This is a genomic window from Rhodothalassium salexigens DSM 2132, from assembly GCF_004341375.1.
GTDB lineage: Bacteria > Pseudomonadota > Alphaproteobacteria > Sphingomonadales > Rhodothalassiaceae > Rhodothalassium > Rhodothalassium salexigens.
Genome location: NZ_SLXO01000006.1, coordinates 161,591 through 177,665 on the forward strand (window position 1 = coordinate 161,591; position 16,075 = coordinate 177,665).

The window sequence follows — 16,075 nt, forward strand, 5'->3', positions numbered from 1 at the left end:
GGTTTGCGCCGACGCCGGCTTGGGGTATGCACGGGCGCGTTTGCCGGCGCTGCCCGGCGCAACCCTTCGCGAGGCTCGCCCATGACCCAAGCCCCCCCGTACGCCTTCCACCCCAGCATCCTGCGCGAATACGACATCCGCGGCGTGGTCGGCGACACCCTGCACGCCGCCGACGCCGAAGCGGTCGGCCGCGCCTTTGGCACCGTGTTGGGCGGCGCGGGCAAGACCGTGGCGGTGGGCTATGACGGCCGCGCCTCGTCGCCCGAGTTGATGGCGGCGATGACCCGCGGCCTGGCCAGCACCGGCTGCACGGTCAAGGCGATCGGCCTGGGCCCGACGCCGATGCTCTATTACGCCGCCCACGCGCTCGGCACCGACGGCGGGGTGATGATCACCGGCTCGCACAATCCGCCCGAGTATAACGGCATCAAGATGGTGCGCGCCGCCGGCCCGGTCTATGGCGACCAGATCGCCGAGATCGGCCGCATCGCGGCGGCCGGCGCCTATGCCACCGGCGCGGGCCGGGTCGAGGACGTGCCGGTGTTCGACGACTATATCGAGCGGCTGGCCGGCGACTATCGCGGCGGCGCGCTCAAGGTCGCCTGGGACCCGGGCAATGGCGCCGCCGGCGACGCGGTGACGGCGCTGGTCGCCCGGCTGCCCGGCAGCCATGTGGTGATCAATGGCGAGATCGACGGCCGCTTCCCCAACCACCACCCCGACCCGACGGTCGAGGCCAATCTGGCGCAGTTGAAGCAGGCGGTCGACGACCATGGCTGCGACCTGGGCCTGGCCTTCGACGGCGACGGCGACCGGGTCGGCGCGGTCGACGCCCGCGGCCGGGTGGTCTGGGCCGACGAGATCCTGGCGATCCTGACCCGCGAGGTGGTGCGCGAGATCCCCGACGCCACCGTGATCGCCGACGTCAAAACCAGCCAGATCGCCTTCGACGAGATCGCCAAGGCCGGCGCGCGGCCGATGATGTGGAAGACCGGCCATTCGCTGATCAAGGCCAAGATGGCCGAGATCGGCAGCCCGCTGAGCGGCGAAATGTCGGGCCATATCTTCTTCAAGCACCGCTTCTACGGCGTCGACGACGGCCTTTATGCCGGCCTGCGGCTGATGGAGGCGGTGTCGAACCAGGGCGGCGACCTGGCCGCCCTCAAGGACGCCCTGCCGGTCGCCCACAACACGCCCGAGGTGCGCTTCGACTGCCCCGAAGAGCGCAAGGTCTCGGCCGTCGCCGACATCGCCCGGCGGCTGGCCGACCAGGGCGCACAGGTGGTCGACATCGACGGCGTGCGAGTGACCACGCCCGACGGCTGGTGGCTGGTGCGCGCGTCCAATACCCAGCCGGCGCTGACCGCGCGGGTCGAGGCCTGGACGCCCGAGGGGCTCGACCGGCTGCGCGCCGAAGCCCGCGACCATCTGAACGCCGTCGGCCTGACCCCGCCGGCCGACCTTTAAAGGACCAGGCGCCGATGACCGACAGCCGCCACACGCCGCCCGCCATGGCCGCCGCCGCGCCGTTGAGCGACGACGACCGCGCGCTGGTCGAGGCGGCGCTGGCGGTGCGGGCGCGCGCCTATGCGCCCTATTCGCACTTCCATGTGGGCGCGGCGGCGCGCGACGAGCACGGCCGGGTGCATCTGGGCTGCAATGTGGAAAACGCCGCCTATGGCGAGTGCGTGTGCGCCGAGGCCAACGCCATCGGCGCCCTGGTGGTCGCCGGCGGCCGGCGCCTCGCGGCGATCGCGGTGGCCGGCGGCCCGGCCGACGGCGCGCCGGTCGCCTGCCCGCCGTGCGGCGGTTGTCGCCAGCGCATCGCCGAATTGGGCGGACCCGACACCCGGGTGTTGATGGTGCGCGCCGAGGGCGATGTCGAGGTCACCGACCCCGACCGGCTGTTGCCGGGCGCGTTTCGGCTGTAAAGGCCGCGGTCGCCGGCCCGCGCTAGCGCGCGGTCCAGCCGCCGTCGAGGCTGAGCGCCGAGCCGTTGACCGAGCGCGCGGCATCCGAACACAGATACAGCACCATGGCGCCGATCTCGTCGGTGCCGACGAAGCGGCGCGACGGCTGGTTGGCCAGGATCACGTCGCGAATCACCTGTTCTTCGGTCAGGCCGTGCTCCTTGGCCTGCTCGGTGATCTCGCGCTCCATGTCGGCGGTTTTCACATAACCGGGGCAGATGGCATTGCAGGTGACGTTGCGCGCCTCGGCCGTTTCCAGCCCCACCGCCTTGGTCAGCCCGATCAGCCCGTGCTTGGCGGCCACTTCGGCAGCCTGGTTGGCCACCGCCGCCAGCCCCTGGGCCGAGGCGATGTTGATGATCCGCCCCCAGTCGCGCTCGCGCATGCCCGGCAGGGCGGCCTTGGTGGTGTAGAAAGCCGCCGAACAGTTGATCGCCAGGGTCGCTTCCCAGGCGTCGTCGGGCACCGCTTCCACCGGCGCGTCGTGGTGGGCATGGGCGCAGTTGACCAGGATGTCCACATCGCCCAACTCGCTGCGCGCGGTGCGCATCATCCGCTCGATATCGCGACGCTGCGACAGATTGGCCGAGGCGTACACCACGGTGACGCCGAAGCGCTGTTCCAGGTCGGCGCGGCGTTCCTCGGCACGGCCATTGGCGCCGGCCTTTTCGGGCGGACCGTTGAGGATGATGTTGGCGCCCGCCTCGGCCAGCACCCGTGCCACCGCCAGGCCGACGCCCGCAGTCGACCCGGTCACCAGCGCGTTACGACCCGTCAACGATTTTACCATAGACTTCCTCTCCTGCGCGCGACGGCGCGATGAACCAGGGCGCTTACGCTTTCGCCGGACGGAACGCAATGCCGACGATCGGCGCGGTTGCCACGGCGGCCGATGCCGGCACCCGCGGCCAATTGATCGCGGCTTCGAATCATGCGACTTTCGGGCTATTGTGCAGCGCAAAAGATTGCCAGACAGTCGGAAACTGTCATAGCCTTGTCACGATTTGACCGGCGCCGGCCCCGGAAAGGACCTCTTGAGGCATGCTTTACTCTCTGTACGAGCTCCAGCACACCGCCTTCGCCCCCATGCGTTATGCGGTTGATCAGAGCCAATACATGCTGCGTAGTCCCTACAATCCGTTCAGCTTCACGCCGCCCGGGCGCATGATGGCGGCGGCCTTCGACGTGATCGAGCAGGTCACCCGGCGCTATGGCAAGCCGCGCTTCGGCCTTGACACCGTCGAAATCGACGGCGAGCGGGTGCGGGTCGAGGAAGAGACGCTGGAGCGCAAACCGTTCGGCAAGCTGCGCCATTTCGTGCGCCACACCGACCGCGATGATCCGCGACTGTTGATCGTGGCGCCCATGTCGGGCCACTTCGCCACCCTGCTGCGCGGCACGGTCGAGCGCATGCTGCCCCATCACGACGTCTATATCACCGACTGGCGCGACGCCCGGGACATCCCGCTTTATGAGGGCGAGTTCGACCTGGACGACTATGTGAACTATCTGATCAGTTGGCTGACCGCCTTGGGCCCCAACACCCATGTGATGGCGGTGTGCCAGCCCGCCGTGCCGGTGATGGCGGCGGTGTCGATCATGTCGGCGGAAGACCATGAGGCAACGCCGCCGTCGATGACCCTGATGGGCGGCCCGATCGACACCCGCAAAGCGCCCACCGAGGTCAACGAGTTCGCCGAAAGCCGGCCGATGAGCTGGTTCGAGAACAATGTCATCACCCATGTGCCGTTCCCCAACCAGGGCGCCCTGCGGCCGGTCTATCCGGGCTTTCTGCAACTGGCCGGGTTCATGGCCATGAACATCAACGACCATATGAACAAGCACTATCAGATGTTCCGCCACCTGGTCGAAGGCGACGGCGAAAGCGCCGAGGCGACGCGGGTCTTCTATGAGGAATACCGCTCGGTGATGGACCTGGACGCGCCGTTCTACCTCCAGACCATCGACATCGTGTTCAAGAGCCACCGGCTGCCCAAGGGCGAGTGGGTGTCGCGCGGGCGCCGGGTGCGGCCCGAGAAGATCACCCAAACCGCCATCCTGTGCATCGAGGGCGAGCGCGACGACATCTCCGGCATCGGCCAGACGCGCGCCGCGCTCGACCTGGCGACCGGGCTCGACGACGCCCGGAAGGACTATCTGCTGGCGCCCAAGGTGGGCCATTACGGCATCTTCAACGGCCGGCGCTGGCGTGAAACCATCGCGCCGCGGGTCGAGACGTTCATCCGCCGGCACGACCAGGGTGCGCGCGGCCATCTGACCGTCGCCGCCTGATCGACCCCAACGGACCGGCCCGGCCTGACCGACCGGTGCCCGCTTGGCCGGCCCGCCACGCCGTCATCGCGGGGCCGCCCCCGGGCGGCGCGGTCAGGCGTCGGGCACCACCGCCGTGGTCTCGATCTCCAGCTTGGCGTCGAGCTCCACCAGGCCGGTGACGCCGACCACGGCCATGGCCGGAAACACCTTGCCCATATGCAGCCGATAGATGTCGCCCAACACCGGCATGGCGGTGCGATATTCGGCCAGATCGGTCACGTACCAGGTCATGCGCGTCACATGCTCGGGTCGCGCGCCGCCGGCCGCCAGCACCGCGACCGTGTTCTTCAGGGTCTGCTCGAACTGCCCGGCGAAGCTGTCGGGAAAGCCCCCGTCAACGTCCCAGCCCACCTGACCGGCCACGAACACCAGCCGACCGGTCGCAGCGGTCCCGTTGGAATACCCGGCCGGTCGGGGCCAACCCTTGGGCTGCAAAGGCGTCATGGGTCTGTCTTTCGTTGCCGAGCCGGGCCGCCATCATAGCGCCCCCATGGCCCGTGACCAGGAAAACTTTATATTTAAAGCTTTTGCGCGTAAAAATGCGCCTGGACGGGGATGCCCCCCGCATCCAGGCGCATCAAGGGCGGCGCCGGGAGCGCGCTTAGGTGGCGGCCCACCAGGGCTCGGGCGCCTCGACGAAGCCGGCGGCGGTCTCCAGCACATGGCCGACCTTGTAGACGGTTTCCTCGTCGAACGCCTTGCCGATCACCTGCAATCCCAGGGGCAGGCCCTCACTCGACAGCCCGGCCGGCAGCGACAAGGCGGGCACGCCGGCCAGATTGGCGGTCACCGTGAACACGTCGTTGAGGTACATGGCCAGCGGGTCGTCGAGCTTGGCGCCGAGCGGGAAGGCGGCGTTGGGCGCGGTCGGCGTCAACAGCGCGTCCACATGGCCGAACGCGGCGTCGAAGTCGCGCTTGATCAGCGTGCGCACCTTCTGCGCCTTGAGGTAATAGGCGTCGTAATAGCCGGCGCTCAGCACATAGGTGCCGATCATGATCCGGCGCTGCACCTCCGGCCCGAAGCCGGCGCCGCGGGTCGCCTCGTACATGTCGGCCAGGCCGCCACCCTCGACCGTCTCGCGCAGGCCGTAGCGCACGCCGTCATAGCGCGCCAGGTTGGACGACGCCTCGGCCGGTGCGATGATGTAATAGGCCGGCAGGGCATACTGGGTGTGCGGCAGCGACACCTCGACCACCTCGGCGCCGGCGTCGCGCAGCCAGTCCATGCCCCGGCGCCACAGCGCGGAGATTTCCTCGGGCATGGCGTCGACCACATATTCCTTGGGCACGCCGATGCGGAAGCCCTTGATGTCGCCGGTCAGCGCGCTTTCATAGGCGGGCACCGGGCGGTCGACCGAGGTGCTGTCCTTGGCGTCATAGCCGGCCATGCTGGCCAGCAGGATGGCATTGTCGCGCACGGTACGGCTGAACGGGCCGGGATGGTCGAGCGACGAGGCGAACGCCACCACGCCCCAGCGCGAGCAGCGACCATAGGTGGGCTTCATGCCGACGATGCCGGTCAGCGACGCCGGCTGGCGGATCGAGCCGCCGGTGTCGGTGCCGGTGGAACCGAGCGCCAGGCGCGCCGCCACCGCCGCCGCCGAGCCCCCCGACGACCCGCCGGCGACCCGGTCGGTGTTGTCGCCACGCGCCCGCCACGGGTTCTTCACCGGGCCGAAATAGCTGTGTTCGTTGGACGAGCCCATGGCGAATTCGTCCAGATTGGTCTTGCCCAGCATCACCGCACCGTCGGCCCACAGATTGGCGGTGACGGTGCTTTCATAAGGCGGCACGAAGCCTTCGAGCATGTGGCTGGCCGCGGTGGTGGCGACGCCCTGGGTGCAGAACAGGTCCTTGATCGCCAGCGGGATGCCGGTCATGGCGGTGGCGGTGCCGTCGGCCAGCCGCTGGTCGGCGGCGTCGGCCTGGGCCAGCGCCCGGTCCGGCGTGGCAAGCAGATAGGCGTTGAGCGCGGCCGCGCCGTCGATGGCGTCCAGATGCGCCTGCGTCAGCTCGCGCGCGGAAATCTCGCGAGCGTGCAGCTTGTCGCGCGCCTCGGCGAGGGTCAATCGGGTCAGGTCGGTCATTCGATCACCTTCGGCACGGCGAAAAAGCCGTATTCGGACACGGGCGCGTTCTTCAACACATCCTCGGCGCATTCACCGTCGCTCACCTGGTCTTCGCGCCAGGCGAGCGAGGTTTCCACCGCGCTGGTCATCGGCGCCACGTCGGTGGTGTCGACGCCGTCGAGTTGTTCGACCCAGGCGAGGATGTTGTTGAGCTCGCCCATCAGCGGCTCGACCCGCTCGTCCTCCAGCTTGATACGCGACAAACGCGCGATCTTGAGCACCGTATCCCGGTCCACTGACATTTCGACTCTCGTATTTTGGGCGTGGGCGATAAACAATGCGCCGGACGTTATACGCCCCACCGACAGCGACGCAAGCACGGAACTGGACCCAGACCCCATGGCCAAACTGCCGCCCTGCGACGTGATCCTGGCCGACCGACGCCGCCTGACGCTGCGCTCGGGCGTGCCGGCGGACGCGCGCGCCTATCTCACCTTCATGGGCCGCTGCCTGGCCGACAGCCCGTATCTGATCCAAACCGCCGACGAGTTGCGCACCAGTGCGGGCGAACAACGCGCGATCCTGCGCCGGGTGGCGGCCAGCCCCGCCGACGCGCTGTTGCTGGCCATGGCCGGCGCGCGCGTGGTCGCCAGCCTGGATGCGGTGTCCGACCGGCGGCGGCGGTTGGCCCATGTGTGCACCTTCGGCGTGCTGGTCGACCCCGAATGGCGCCAGGCCGGGCTGGGCAGCGCGCTGATCGCCCATTTCCTCGCCTGGGCGCAGGCCCGGCCGTCGCTTGAGAAGGTGGAACTGCACGTCCATTCGGAAAACCAAGGCGCCCGGGCGCTTTACCGGCGCTTCGGCTTCGTCGAGGAAGGCCGGCGCGTCAAGGCGATCAAGTACGGCCCCGACCGGTACATGGACGACGTGCTCATGGGGCTCGACCTGGCGGCCTATGACCCCGCCGGGGTCGACCTGGCAGCCATGCCGGTCTAAGCACACATCCCCAAGGCAGAATCCCACGCGGACCAACGGAAACGGACAGGACCATGGCACAAGGCAGGGCGGTACGGATTTTTCTGTGGATCGTGGTGGCGGTGGTGGTGCTGATCGTCGCCCTCGCCATCCTGGCCGCGGCGTTCCAGAAGCAACTGGAACAGTTCGCGCTGCGCCAGACCGTCCCGGATGTGGCGTTCGACGCAGCCCCCAAGCCGGCCGCCCCCGACTATGGCGACGACGCCAGTTGGGCCGCCCTGCCCGGCCGCCCGGGCTTCGCCGCCATGGTGCCGGCGGGCACCAGCAAAGCACCGCCGCTCGACGTGGACATCTTCTTCGTCCACCCGACCACCTATCTCAAATCCGCACGCTGGAACGCCCCCATCGACGAGCCCGACGCCGCGCGCGTGCTCGACAGCGCGGTGCTCAAGAACCAGGCGTCGGCGTTCGCCCAAGCCGGCGCGATCTACGCCCCGCGCTATCGCCAGGCCGCCTTCGGTGCCTTCTTCGCCGGGCCCGAGCGCGGTGACGAGGCGGCCCGGGCGCTCGATCTGGCCTATGGCGATGTGGAACGCGCGTTCGCCGCGTTCCTCGACCGGCGCGCGGCCAACCGGCCGTTCGTGCTCGCCGGGCACAGCCAGGGCTCGCGCCACCTGTTGCACCTGCTCGCCGACCATGTGGCGGGGACCGCGCTCGCCGACCGGCTGGTCGCCGCCTATGTGGTCGGCTGGCCGGTGGCGGTGGACAGCGACCCCGCCGCCCTGCCCGGCATCGATGTCTGCCGTACCGCCACCGACACCGGCTGCCTGATCTCCTGGCAATCCTTCGCCGACCGGCCGGACGAGGCCGAAGGCTTCCACCGGGCGTTTCTGGCCCGGACCGCCGAGCGCCCGACGCTGGCCGGGCCGCCACGCGGCGACGAGGCCATGTTGTGCACCAACCCGCTGTCCTGGACCACCGACACCGAAACCGTCCCGGCCACGGCGAACCGGGGCGGCGTGCGCTGGGTGATCGGCAGCGCGCCGCTGGGCGAGCCGATCCCCAATCTGACCGGCGCCCGCTGCACCCCTGAGGGCATCCTGGCGTTGACCGAGCCGCCGGGCGGCGATTTCGCCACCTATCTGCTGCCGGGGCAGAACTATCACGTCTACGACATCGCGCTGTTCTACGAGACTGTGGCCGCCAATGTGCGCGCCCGCGCCGAGGCGGCCCTGGCGGCCATGGGGGGCGCACCCGACCCCGCGACGGAGACCGACGCCCCCGCCGCCGAGCCGGGCGACGAACCGGGCCGGCCGGACCAGGACGAGACCGATCAAGGCGGCATCGACCGGGACGAACCGGGCCAAAACCAACCGGGCCAGACCGGGCCGCGGCTTTGAGCGCCCTCGACGGGCCGGCAGCGCTCAAGGCGCAGGTGGCGCGGCGCGCGCGGCTGCTTGGCGTCGACATGGGCACCAAGACCTTGGGCCTGGCCTTGTCCGACCCGTCGCTCACCGTGGCGACGCCGCTGGAGACCATCCGGCGCACCAAGTTCACCCAGGACGTGGAACGGCTGCGCGCGCTGGTCGCCGAGCACGGCATCGGCGGGCTGGTGATCGGCCTGCCGGTCAATATGGACGGCAGCGAAGGCCCGCGCTGCCAGTCCACCCGCGCCTTCGCGCGCAATGTGGAGGCGGCGCTGGCCCTGCCCTATTGCTTCTGGGACGAACGCTGGAGCACCCAGGCGGTCACCCGCACGCTTCTGGAAGCCGACACCAGCCGCAAACGCCGTGACGCCCTGGTCGACAAGATGGCCGCCGCCTACATCCTGCAAGGCGCGCTCGACGTCGCCGGCTGAGCGCGCAGCACCCCCCCGGCCGCAATAAAAACCCACCGACGCGTGACGCGCGCCGGTGGGTCTGGGGTCTGGGGCTGAGGCCCGGGGCGCCTGGGGTCGGCCGGACCCGGTCGATCCGGCCGCCGGCGGCGATCAGCGCGCCTTGATGAACGCGCGCACGTCGGCGAGCAGGGCCTTGAGCGACGGCTCGTGGATATACATCATGTGGCCGGCTTCATAATATTTGAAGGTGATCCGCTCGGGCACCACGCCGTTGCGGCTCAGGCTGTGTTCGGCGCTGAACACCGGGGTGGCGAAATCGTAATAGCCGGCCGCGTTGAACACCCGCAGGCCGCTGTTCTGGCGCATCGCCTGGCCGATATAGGGCGCCACGTTGAAGTTGAACCGGCCGCCGCCGTCGATGGTCCAGTCCCACCGGCCGCCGAGCCCGGAAATCACCGAATATTCGCGGTCCATCTCCACATCGAGCGCGGCGCGCATATAGTGGTTGATGGCGGCGGTGTAGGCGCCGTCGATGCCGACGAACGACGGGTCCACCTCGGGGCTCGACCCGGCGGCGATCCGCTCGGTGCCGGTGTAGCGGCTGTCGAGCCGGCCGACCACCTTGTTCTGGTCGCGCAGCAACTCCTTCATGAACCGCCACAGCGTCACCCGCAGGTTGGACTGGTCCAGATAGGCTTCGCTGAGCCCGGTGAAGCGGGCGAGCTTGGCGCGCACGGCGGCGCGTTCCTCGTCGCCCAGGTCCATGCCCTTCAGCAGCGCGGGCACATAGTCCTCGCGGGCGAAGACGCGCGCCTCTTCGACGAACGCGGCCACCGTCTTGGGCTTGTCGGCCACCTGGTCATGATACCAGGCGGTCGCCGCCATGGTCGGCAGCAGCATGGCGAAGGCCAGATCATTGCCCGGCCCGGTGGCGTCATGGGCCATGTCGAGCACGCTGGAGATCAGGATCAGCCCGTTGAGCGCCACATCGTTGTAGCCGCCCTCCAACTCGCGGGTCACGGCGGCGGTGCGCAGGGTGCCATAGCTTTCGCCGCCGAGGAACTTGGGCGAATTCCAGCGGCCGTTGGCGGTCAGCCATTGGCGGATGAACTGCGCCACCGAGCGCGCGTCCTGGTGCACGCCCCAGAAGTCCTTGTCCTCATGGTCGCCGAGCGCATGGGAATAGCCGGTGCCCACGGGGTCGATGAAGACGATGTCGGTGACGTCCAGGATGGCGCGGGGATTGTCGACGATCGGATAGGGCGGCGGGCCGTCGTCGCGGGCGTCGCTGGGGATCGCCACCCGCTTGGGCCCAAAGGCGCCCATGTGCAGCCACAGGCTGGCCGAGCCCGGCCCGCCGTTGAACAGGAAGGTCACCGGCCGTTCGGTCGGGTCCTCGACGCCCTTCTTGAGATAGGCGACCGAGAACATCGAGGCGGTGGGCTCGCCGTCGTCGCCGCGCAGCAGCGTCTCGCCGGCGACGGCGCGATAGCGCACGCGGCTGCCGTTGAAGGTGCCTTCGTGCTCGGTGGTGAAGGTGCGGGGCTCGTGGGCCTCGGCCTTGGCGCCGGCCTCGTTCTTGGTGTGCGAGGCGGAAGGGTCCTGGGCCGCGGCCGGGCTGCCGATGGCCAACGCCATCGCCAACGCGCCGCAAGCCAGCCTAACGCTGAACATATGTCTCTCCCTGTAACGGATTGTCGGTGCCGCCACGGTAGGCGGCCCGCGCACCCCGTTCAAGGGCGGCCAAACGCACAGAAAAAAGGCGGTCGGATTAACCGACCGCCTTTTCAAGTCCTAGTCCAGTCTCGCTCAGGCAACGAGGACGGACCGTACGCGTCGATACAAAGGAACTCAGATACTCAAACCACTCTCGGAAACCACTCTCGGCAAACCGTTGCCGATCCCACTATCGCATAAGCCGTGCCAGTTTCGGCCGGCCCCGCAAAACCGCGGGTTTCCAGCCTCAAGACCGACCCGCCCGAACCAAGCGTCCCAAAGGGACACAACCGGGCGGGTCAAAGCGACACAACTGTCTTATTTTGGGACAGATGGGGCGGCAGTGGGCCGGGATGGCGCCACGCACCTTGGGCTTTGGCGCGCGGCGCGCCGAGCGGGCCTGGACGCCCGGGGCCGGTATCCCGGCACCAGGGCGTCAAGTGATCGGCGACAGGGCGATCTCGACCCGGCGGTTGGCCTGGCGGCCGGCGGCGGTCTGGTTGCTGGCGATCGGGAAGTCTTCGCCGGCGCCGCGCACGGCAAGACGTTCGGGTGCCACGCCCTGGGCGGCGAGGAAGCCGCTGACCGCCTCGGCCCGACGCCGCGACAGGGTCTTGTTATAGGCGTCCGACCCCATGGAATCGGTATGGCCGATCACGTCCACATAGGTCTTGGGGTATTCGCTCAGCACCTGCGCCACCGAGGCGAGAACCGGCTCGTAACGCGGTTGCAGCATCGCGCTGTCGCTGGGAAATTCCACATTGTCGCGCATGTTGAGCACGATCAGGTCGCCCTCGCGGACCACTCGCACCCCATCGGCTTCGAGGCGGCGGCGCAAGGTGCGCTCCTGGGCATCCATATAGGCGCCGACCGCACCGCCGGCGAGCGCGCCGACACCGGCGCCGATCAGCGCGTTCTTGCGCGTCTTATCGCCGCCGATGATGGCCCCGAGGGCCGCCCCCACACCGGCGCCGACACCGGCGCCCACGCCGGCACGCGACGCCTTGCGCTCGCCGGTATAGGCGTCCTGGATACAGCCGGCGAGCACCGCGCAGGCGACGGCAGAGATGAGAATTTTACGCATATTGCAAACACCTTGATCCGTGGTGAAACGCTGAAGGTCGCACCATAAGAAAAAGGGGTCGCCGGGGCGACCCCTACCGTGTGACAGATTGGCGATTGCCCGGGAGCGCCAAAGGCCGCACCCGCCGGCAGGCCAATCAGGCGGCGTAGGTATAGTGCACGTCGGTGCCGTCCTTGGCGTGCATCAGAATACGCGCCGCCATGCCGGAATCATCGATCCAGAACTGATAGCTGAGCCGCCCGGTCTCCGTCTCGGTGAGCGTAAAGTAGCGCAAATCGCGCACGGTGCCGTTGAGTTCCACCTGCTGGCGACCCTCGAAGCGCAGCCTCGCCGGCTTGCGCTCACCGTTCAGCGTGTCGAGCAGCACCAGATCGCGGGCGTCCGTGGTCTGCCACAGATCCTCGCGGGTGAAGCTCGTCGGCACCGTGTCCTGGGACAGGTGCATCTCGTCATCGGGGGTTTGCACCAGGATGTATTCGTCCTTGGCCACCGCCTGCATCTCCTGGCGCTCGCCATTCTTCTCGGTCACGCACTTCATCGAGAGCAGCCGGCCATCGCGCCAGATCTCCTGCGCCTGATGGTGCAGTTTGAACACCGTAACGAAGACAAATTTCAGCTTCAGCTTGGCTTCGATGTCCACATATTTGGTGCCGTCTTCGAGGGTATCGATCGAGAATACGTGCTGACCGATATTGGCGCCCTTGGCACGCACGTCGAATGCATGGCGCACGGGCGCGGTGTTCGTCGCCGTCGCCGGTGTGGCGGTCACCACAATGGCCGCGGCAATCAGCGCGGCGCTGACCTTCAAGCAATGACGGATCATGATTTATCTATCCCGACCATGTTTATGACACAGGTCTTGTGCGCGAGCGGATTTTACCAAACAAAGAACCGCTTTTCGCCCGTTTTTCGCCCCGGACGCTCGTCAAGGACCTAACGAAATCCCCGCGTCGGAATCAAGGGTTTTATCCACAGACCACCGCATTGTGATTAAACTTTACACAAAATTGACTCCTTGGCCCAGGCCGCTGCGAGCCCGGGCGCACCCTGCTGGGGTCAGCGCCGCGGCGGCTGAACCGCGCGCGGCGAGTCGCCCGCTCTCGGTCGCGGGGCGGGGGTTACGGCCACCCGACACGGTCGAAGATCCGCTGCGCATCGGCCTGGTGGCGGCCCAACGCCGAAACATTGAGCTGGTCGGCCTTGAACGCCCCCAACCGATCGAGCACCGGCGCCTGCTCAGCACCGCGGGCGGCGGGATATTCATTGTTCCCGCGCGCGAAGATCGCCTGGGCGCCATCGCTGGCCAGATAGGTCAAAAACGCCACCGCGGCTTGCGGATGCGGCGCGGTCTTGATCACCCCGGCGCCCGACACATTCACATGGGTACCGCGGCCGTCCTGGTTGGGGAATACCGGCAGCACGGCCTCGACCACGGCCTGGTCTTGGGCGTCGTCCGAAGCCATCAGGCGGGCGAAATAATAGCTGTTGGCCACCGCTACGTCGCAGGCGCCGGCCGCAACCGCGCGGATCTGGTCGGTATCGCCGCCCTGGGGTCGGCGCGCGAAATTGTCGGCCACGCCTTGCGCCCATGCCTCCGCTGCCTCGGTGCCCTGGTGCGCGACCATCGAGGCGAGCAGCGACAGGTTGTAGATATTGCCGCTCGACCGGATGCACACACGGTCTTCCAGGAACGGCTCGGCCAGGTCCTCATAGCGGGTCACCCGACCTTCGAGCCCGGCCCCCTTGCGCAGGAAGATCATCCGCGCGCGGGTGGAAAACCCGTACCAAAGCCCGTCGGGGTGGCGCAGATGGGCGGGGATGCGCTCGTCGAGCGCCGGGACCTCAGTCGGCGCGAACAGCCCGGCCTGTTCGGCGCGCCACAGACGGCCGGCGTCGACGGTCATCAAGATGTCGGCGGGGCTGTTGTCGCCCTCGCGCGCGATCCGGGCGATCAGCGCATCGGAACTGCCTTCCAGGCGGTTGACGCGAATGCCGGTGGCGGCCTCGAAGCCCTTATAGAGCTGCTCGTCGGTGGGATAGTGGCGGGCGGAATAGACATTGACCTCCCGCGCCGGCGCCGAGGCTTGGGCGTGGACCCGCGGCCCGGCGGCCAGCACCAGCAAAACCCCGGCCAGGGTCGCAACGACCAGACCAGCAGGCAGCGAAACGCGTCGCATCGAAGGCATCAACACTCTCCTTGGCTGAACGGGAACCGGCGCGGCGGTGCGATCGCCGGCGGTCATGGTCCGGGTCAGCGCCCAGACCGGCAAAAGCCCCAACAGGGCGATGGTGAGCGCGGGCAAGGCGGCCTCGCCCAGACGCTCGTCGGCGGCCAGGTTGTGCGCCTCGACCGCCAGGGTATCGAAATTGAACGGCCGCAGGATCAGGGTCGCGGGCAGTTCCTTCACCGTCTCGACGAACACCAGCATGACCCCGGTCAGCACGCTGCCGCGCAACAACGGCGCGTGCACCCGGGCGATCAGCCGGCCGCGTCCGGCGCCCAGGCTGTGCGCGGCGGCATCCATCGCCGGGCTGACCTTCTCCAACCCGGCATTGACCGTGTTGAGCGCCAGCGCCAGGAAGCGCACCACATACGCCGCCACCAGCGCCGCCGCCGTACCGGTGAACACCAGCCCCAGGTCGAGCCCGAACCAGCGCCCGGCCACATCGTCCAAGGCGCCGTCGAGCGCGGTTAACGGGATCAGCACGCCGACAGCGATGATCGAGCCCGGCACCGCATAGCCCATACCGGCGATCCGCATCCCCGCCCGCACCCGACGATGGCCGTCGAGCCGCACGGCATAGGCGACCGTCAACGCCACGCCCATGGCCAAAACCGCCGCCGCCGCCGCGACCGTCAGCGTATTGCCGGTCATCGCCCAATAGCGCGCGTCGGGCACGGCACCGGCGTCGAGCGCCACAGCGCCCAGGATCGCCACCGGCACCGCGAAGCCCAGCAGCACCGGTAGCGCGCAGACCAGCAGCGCCAGGGCCGCGTGCCAGCCGGCGAGCGTCAGCCGGGTCGCCGGCGCCACCGCCGACGAGCGACCGAAATAGCGCGCCCGCGACCGCGCGCGCTGTTCGCCATAGACCAACAGCGCCACCGCCAACAGCAACAGGCTGGCCAGCCGCGCCGCGCCGACCGCGTCGCCCATGGAAAACCAGGTGCGATAGATGCCGGTGGTGAAGGTGGCAACGCCGAAATAGGACACCGCGCCGAAATCGGCCAGCGCCTCCATCATCGCCAGGGCCGCACCGGCGGCGATCGCCGGCCGGGCCAGCGGCAGCGCCAGACGCCGGAACGCCTGCCCCGGCGTGGCGCCGAGCGTGCGCCCGGCCTCGACGATGCGCTCGCCCTGGGCGCGAAACGCCAGCCGCGCGGCCAGATAGACATAAGGATAGAGCGCCAGGGTCAGCACCACCACCGCGCCCGGCAGCGAGCGGATGTTGGGAAACCACATCTGGCGCGCGGTCAGGCCGGTCAGGTCGCGCAGCCAGGTCTGCACCGGCCCACTGACCTGGAGAAAGTCGGTCAGCGCATAAGCGGTCACATAAGCCGGCAATGCCAGCGGCAACACCAAGGCCCATTCCAGCGTTCGCCGGCCAGGAAACCGGCACAACGCCACCAGCCAGCCGGTGGCGGTACCGATGAGCACCGTGCCCAGACCAACGCACAGCGCGAGCAGAGCGCTGTTGAGCGCATAGCCGGGCAACACCGTGCGCACCAAATGGCCGAAGCTGCCGCCGCCCGTCGCCAGCCACTGCGCCGGCACCACCAGAACCGGCCAGCCGATCAGCACGATCAGCGCCAGCGCCGCCCAACTCAGCGCCGTCATTCGCTTGGTCTTGGCTCTCGCCACCCTCGATGTCCTTGACCGGATTGCCATTGCCTGCAACTAAGAACCGCTCGCACCCGAGCGCGAAAGCCCGCGCCGGTCAAGCCTTTTCGTCACCGCCGGCGCCCCCGGTCGCACTGGATAGGTGGCCACGCGACCGGGCGTTGCAAGCCGGGCGCCCGCGGAGTAGGGCTGTCTCAGATCCAGTGTCCCCGGCGGCGGGCGCGTGTGCGTCGCGCGAAGGAGAGC

14 protein-coding genes are annotated in these 16,075 nt (G+C 68.7%); 6 read left to right on the forward strand and 8 right to left on the reverse strand.

Features of this window, described 5'->3' with window-relative positions; translation table 11 throughout:
* Positions 1 to 81 precede the first annotated feature (81 nt).
* Complete coding sequence (gene pgmG / locus EV659_RS09490; RefSeq protein ID WP_132708641.1) at positions 82 to 1,467, forward strand: phosphoglucomutase/phosphomannomutase PgmG; 1,386 nt, start codon at positions 82 to 84, stop codon at positions 1,465 to 1,467.
* A 44-nt stretch (positions 1,468 to 1,511) separates the two neighbouring features.
* Positions 1,512 to 1,931, forward strand: coding sequence for a cytidine deaminase (locus EV659_RS09495; RefSeq protein WP_132708680.1), 420 nt, complete (start codon positions 1,512 to 1,514; stop codon positions 1,929 to 1,931).
* 22 nt (positions 1,932 to 1,953) lie between these two features.
* On the opposite strand, the gene EV659_RS09500 is transcribed toward EV659_RS09495, so the two are convergent.
* Positions 1,954 to 2,760, reverse strand: coding sequence for a 3-hydroxybutyrate dehydrogenase (locus tag EV659_RS09500; RefSeq protein WP_132708642.1), 807 nt, complete (start codon positions 2,758 to 2,760; stop codon positions 1,954 to 1,956).
* A gap of 251 nt (positions 2,761 to 3,011) precedes the next feature.
* Between EV659_RS09500 and EV659_RS09505 the strand changes: the two genes are divergently transcribed.
* Positions 3,012 to 4,262 (forward strand): polyhydroxyalkanoate depolymerase, encoded by a 1,251-nt coding sequence (locus tag EV659_RS09505; RefSeq protein WP_132708643.1) that lies wholly within the window; start codon positions 3,012 to 3,014, stop codon positions 4,260 to 4,262.
* Between the two features lie 93 nt (positions 4,263 to 4,355).
* On the opposite strand, the gene EV659_RS09510 is transcribed toward EV659_RS09505, so the two are convergent.
* The 3 genes from EV659_RS09510 to gatC all read right to left on the reverse strand — a co-directional run bounded on the left by EV659_RS09510 (position 4,356) and on the right by gatC (position 6,677).
* Complete coding sequence (locus EV659_RS09510; RefSeq protein WP_132708644.1) at positions 4,356 to 4,748, reverse strand: RidA family protein; 393 nt, start codon at positions 4,746 to 4,748, stop codon at positions 4,356 to 4,358.
* Positions 4,749 to 4,905: 157 nt separating this feature from the next.
* The gene (gene gatA / locus EV659_RS09515) at positions 4,906 to 6,393 is read right to left on the reverse strand and encodes an Asp-tRNA(Asn)/Glu-tRNA(Gln) amidotransferase subunit GatA (RefSeq protein WP_132708645.1); all 1,488 of its coding nucleotides are present in this window, start codon (positions 6,391 to 6,393) and stop codon (positions 4,906 to 4,908) included.
* Entirely contained in the window at positions 6,390 to 6,677 is a 288-nt protein-coding gene (gene gatC / locus EV659_RS09520) for an Asp-tRNA(Asn)/Glu-tRNA(Gln) amidotransferase subunit GatC (RefSeq protein WP_132708646.1), read from the reverse strand. Before gatC ends, gatA begins: the two co-directional genes overlap by 4 nt.
* Positions 6,678 to 6,774: 97 nt before the next feature.
* Between gatC and EV659_RS09525 the strand changes: the two genes are divergently transcribed.
* The 3 genes from EV659_RS09525 to ruvX are packed head-to-tail and all read left to right on the forward strand — an operon-like array spanning position 6,775 to position 9,208.
* Positions 6,775 to 7,371 carry a GNAT family N-acetyltransferase gene (locus EV659_RS09525; protein WP_165878816.1) on the forward strand — a complete coding sequence of 199 codons (597 nt, stop codon included), beginning with the start codon at positions 6,775 to 6,777 and terminating at the stop codon, positions 7,369 to 7,371.
* Positions 7,372 to 7,424: 53 nt separating this feature from the next.
* A complete protein-coding gene (locus tag EV659_RS09530) occupies positions 7,425 to 8,750 on the forward strand; it encodes a DUF3089 domain-containing protein (protein WP_132708648.1) in 1,326 nt (441 codons plus the stop codon).
* A complete protein-coding gene (gene ruvX / locus EV659_RS09535) occupies positions 8,747 to 9,208 on the forward strand; it encodes a Holliday junction resolvase RuvX (protein WP_242463598.1) in 462 nt (153 codons plus the stop codon). The genes EV659_RS09530 and ruvX overlap by 4 nt, the downstream gene beginning before the upstream one ends.
* 132 nt (positions 9,209 to 9,340) lie before the next feature.
* Here the strand turns inward: ruvX and EV659_RS09540 are convergent, their stop codons facing one another.
* The 4 genes from EV659_RS09540 to EV659_RS14865 form a co-directional block, all read right to left on the reverse strand.
* Positions 9,341 to 10,864, reverse strand: a complete 1,524-nt coding sequence (locus EV659_RS09540; protein ID WP_165878817.1) for a S10 family peptidase — start codon at positions 10,862 to 10,864, stop codon at positions 9,341 to 9,343.
* Between the two features lie 478 nt (positions 10,865 to 11,342).
* Complete coding sequence (locus EV659_RS09545; protein ID WP_132708649.1) at positions 11,343 to 11,990, reverse strand: YiaD family glycine zipper/OmpA-like lipoprotein; 648 nt, start codon at positions 11,988 to 11,990, stop codon at positions 11,343 to 11,345.
* Between the two features lie 136 nt (positions 11,991 to 12,126).
* The gene (locus EV659_RS09550; RefSeq protein WP_132708650.1) at positions 12,127 to 12,813 is read right to left on the reverse strand and encodes a DUF6134 family protein; all 687 of its coding nucleotides are present in this window, start codon (positions 12,811 to 12,813) and stop codon (positions 12,127 to 12,129) included.
* Between the two features lie 295 nt (positions 12,814 to 13,108).
* Positions 13,109 to 15,826 carry an extracellular solute-binding protein gene (locus EV659_RS14865; RefSeq protein ID WP_132708651.1) on the reverse strand — a complete coding sequence of 906 codons (2,718 nt, stop codon included), beginning with the start codon at positions 15,824 to 15,826 and terminating at the stop codon, positions 13,109 to 13,111.
* Positions 15,827 to 16,075: the final 249 nt, after the last annotated feature.

What these genes read in the sequence shown, in the direction of transcription:
- EV659_RS09530 (WP_132708648.1), top strand. Translation starts at nt 7,425, where the DNA reads ATGGCACAAGGCAGGGCGGTACGGATTTTTCTGTGGATCGTGGTGGCG.
- EV659_RS09550 (WP_132708650.1), bottom strand. Translation starts at nt 12,813, where the DNA reads ATGATCCGTCATTGCTTGAAGGTCAGCGCCGCGCTGATTGCCGCGGCC.
- EV659_RS09540 (WP_165878817.1), bottom strand. Translation starts at nt 10,864, where the DNA reads ATGTTCAGCGTTAGGCTGGCTTGCGGCGCGTTGGCGATGGCGTTGGCC.
- EV659_RS09505 (WP_132708643.1), top strand. Translation starts at nt 3,012, where the DNA reads ATGCTTTACTCTCTGTACGAGCTCCAGCACACCGCCTTCGCCCCCATG.
- pgmG (WP_132708641.1), top strand. Translation starts at nt 82, where the DNA reads ATGACCCAAGCCCCCCCGTACGCCTTCCACCCCAGCATCCTGCGCGAA.
- EV659_RS09545 (WP_132708649.1), bottom strand. Translation starts at nt 11,990, where the DNA reads ATGCGTAAAATTCTCATCTCTGCCGTCGCCTGCGCGGTGCTCGCCGGC.
- EV659_RS09525 (WP_165878816.1), top strand. Translation starts at nt 6,775, where the DNA reads ATGGCCAAACTGCCGCCCTGCGACGTGATCCTGGCCGACCGACGCCGC.
- gatC (WP_132708646.1), bottom strand. Translation starts at nt 6,677, where the DNA reads ATGTCAGTGGACCGGGATACGGTGCTCAAGATCGCGCGTTTGTCGCGT.
- EV659_RS09510 (WP_132708644.1), bottom strand. Translation starts at nt 4,748, where the DNA reads ATGACGCCTTTGCAGCCCAAGGGTTGGCCCCGACCGGCCGGGTATTCC.
- gatA (WP_132708645.1), bottom strand. Translation starts at nt 6,393, where the DNA reads ATGACCGACCTGACCCGATTGACCCTCGCCGAGGCGCGCGACAAGCTG.
- EV659_RS14865 (WP_132708651.1), bottom strand. Translation starts at nt 15,826, where the DNA reads ATGACGGCGCTGAGTTGGGCGGCGCTGGCGCTGATCGTGCTGATCGGC.
- EV659_RS09500 (WP_132708642.1), bottom strand. Translation starts at nt 2,760, where the DNA reads ATGGTAAAATCGTTGACGGGTCGTAACGCGCTGGTGACCGGGTCGACT.
- EV659_RS09495 (WP_132708680.1), top strand. Translation starts at nt 1,512, where the DNA reads ATGGCCGCCGCCGCGCCGTTGAGCGACGACGACCGCGCGCTGGTCGAG.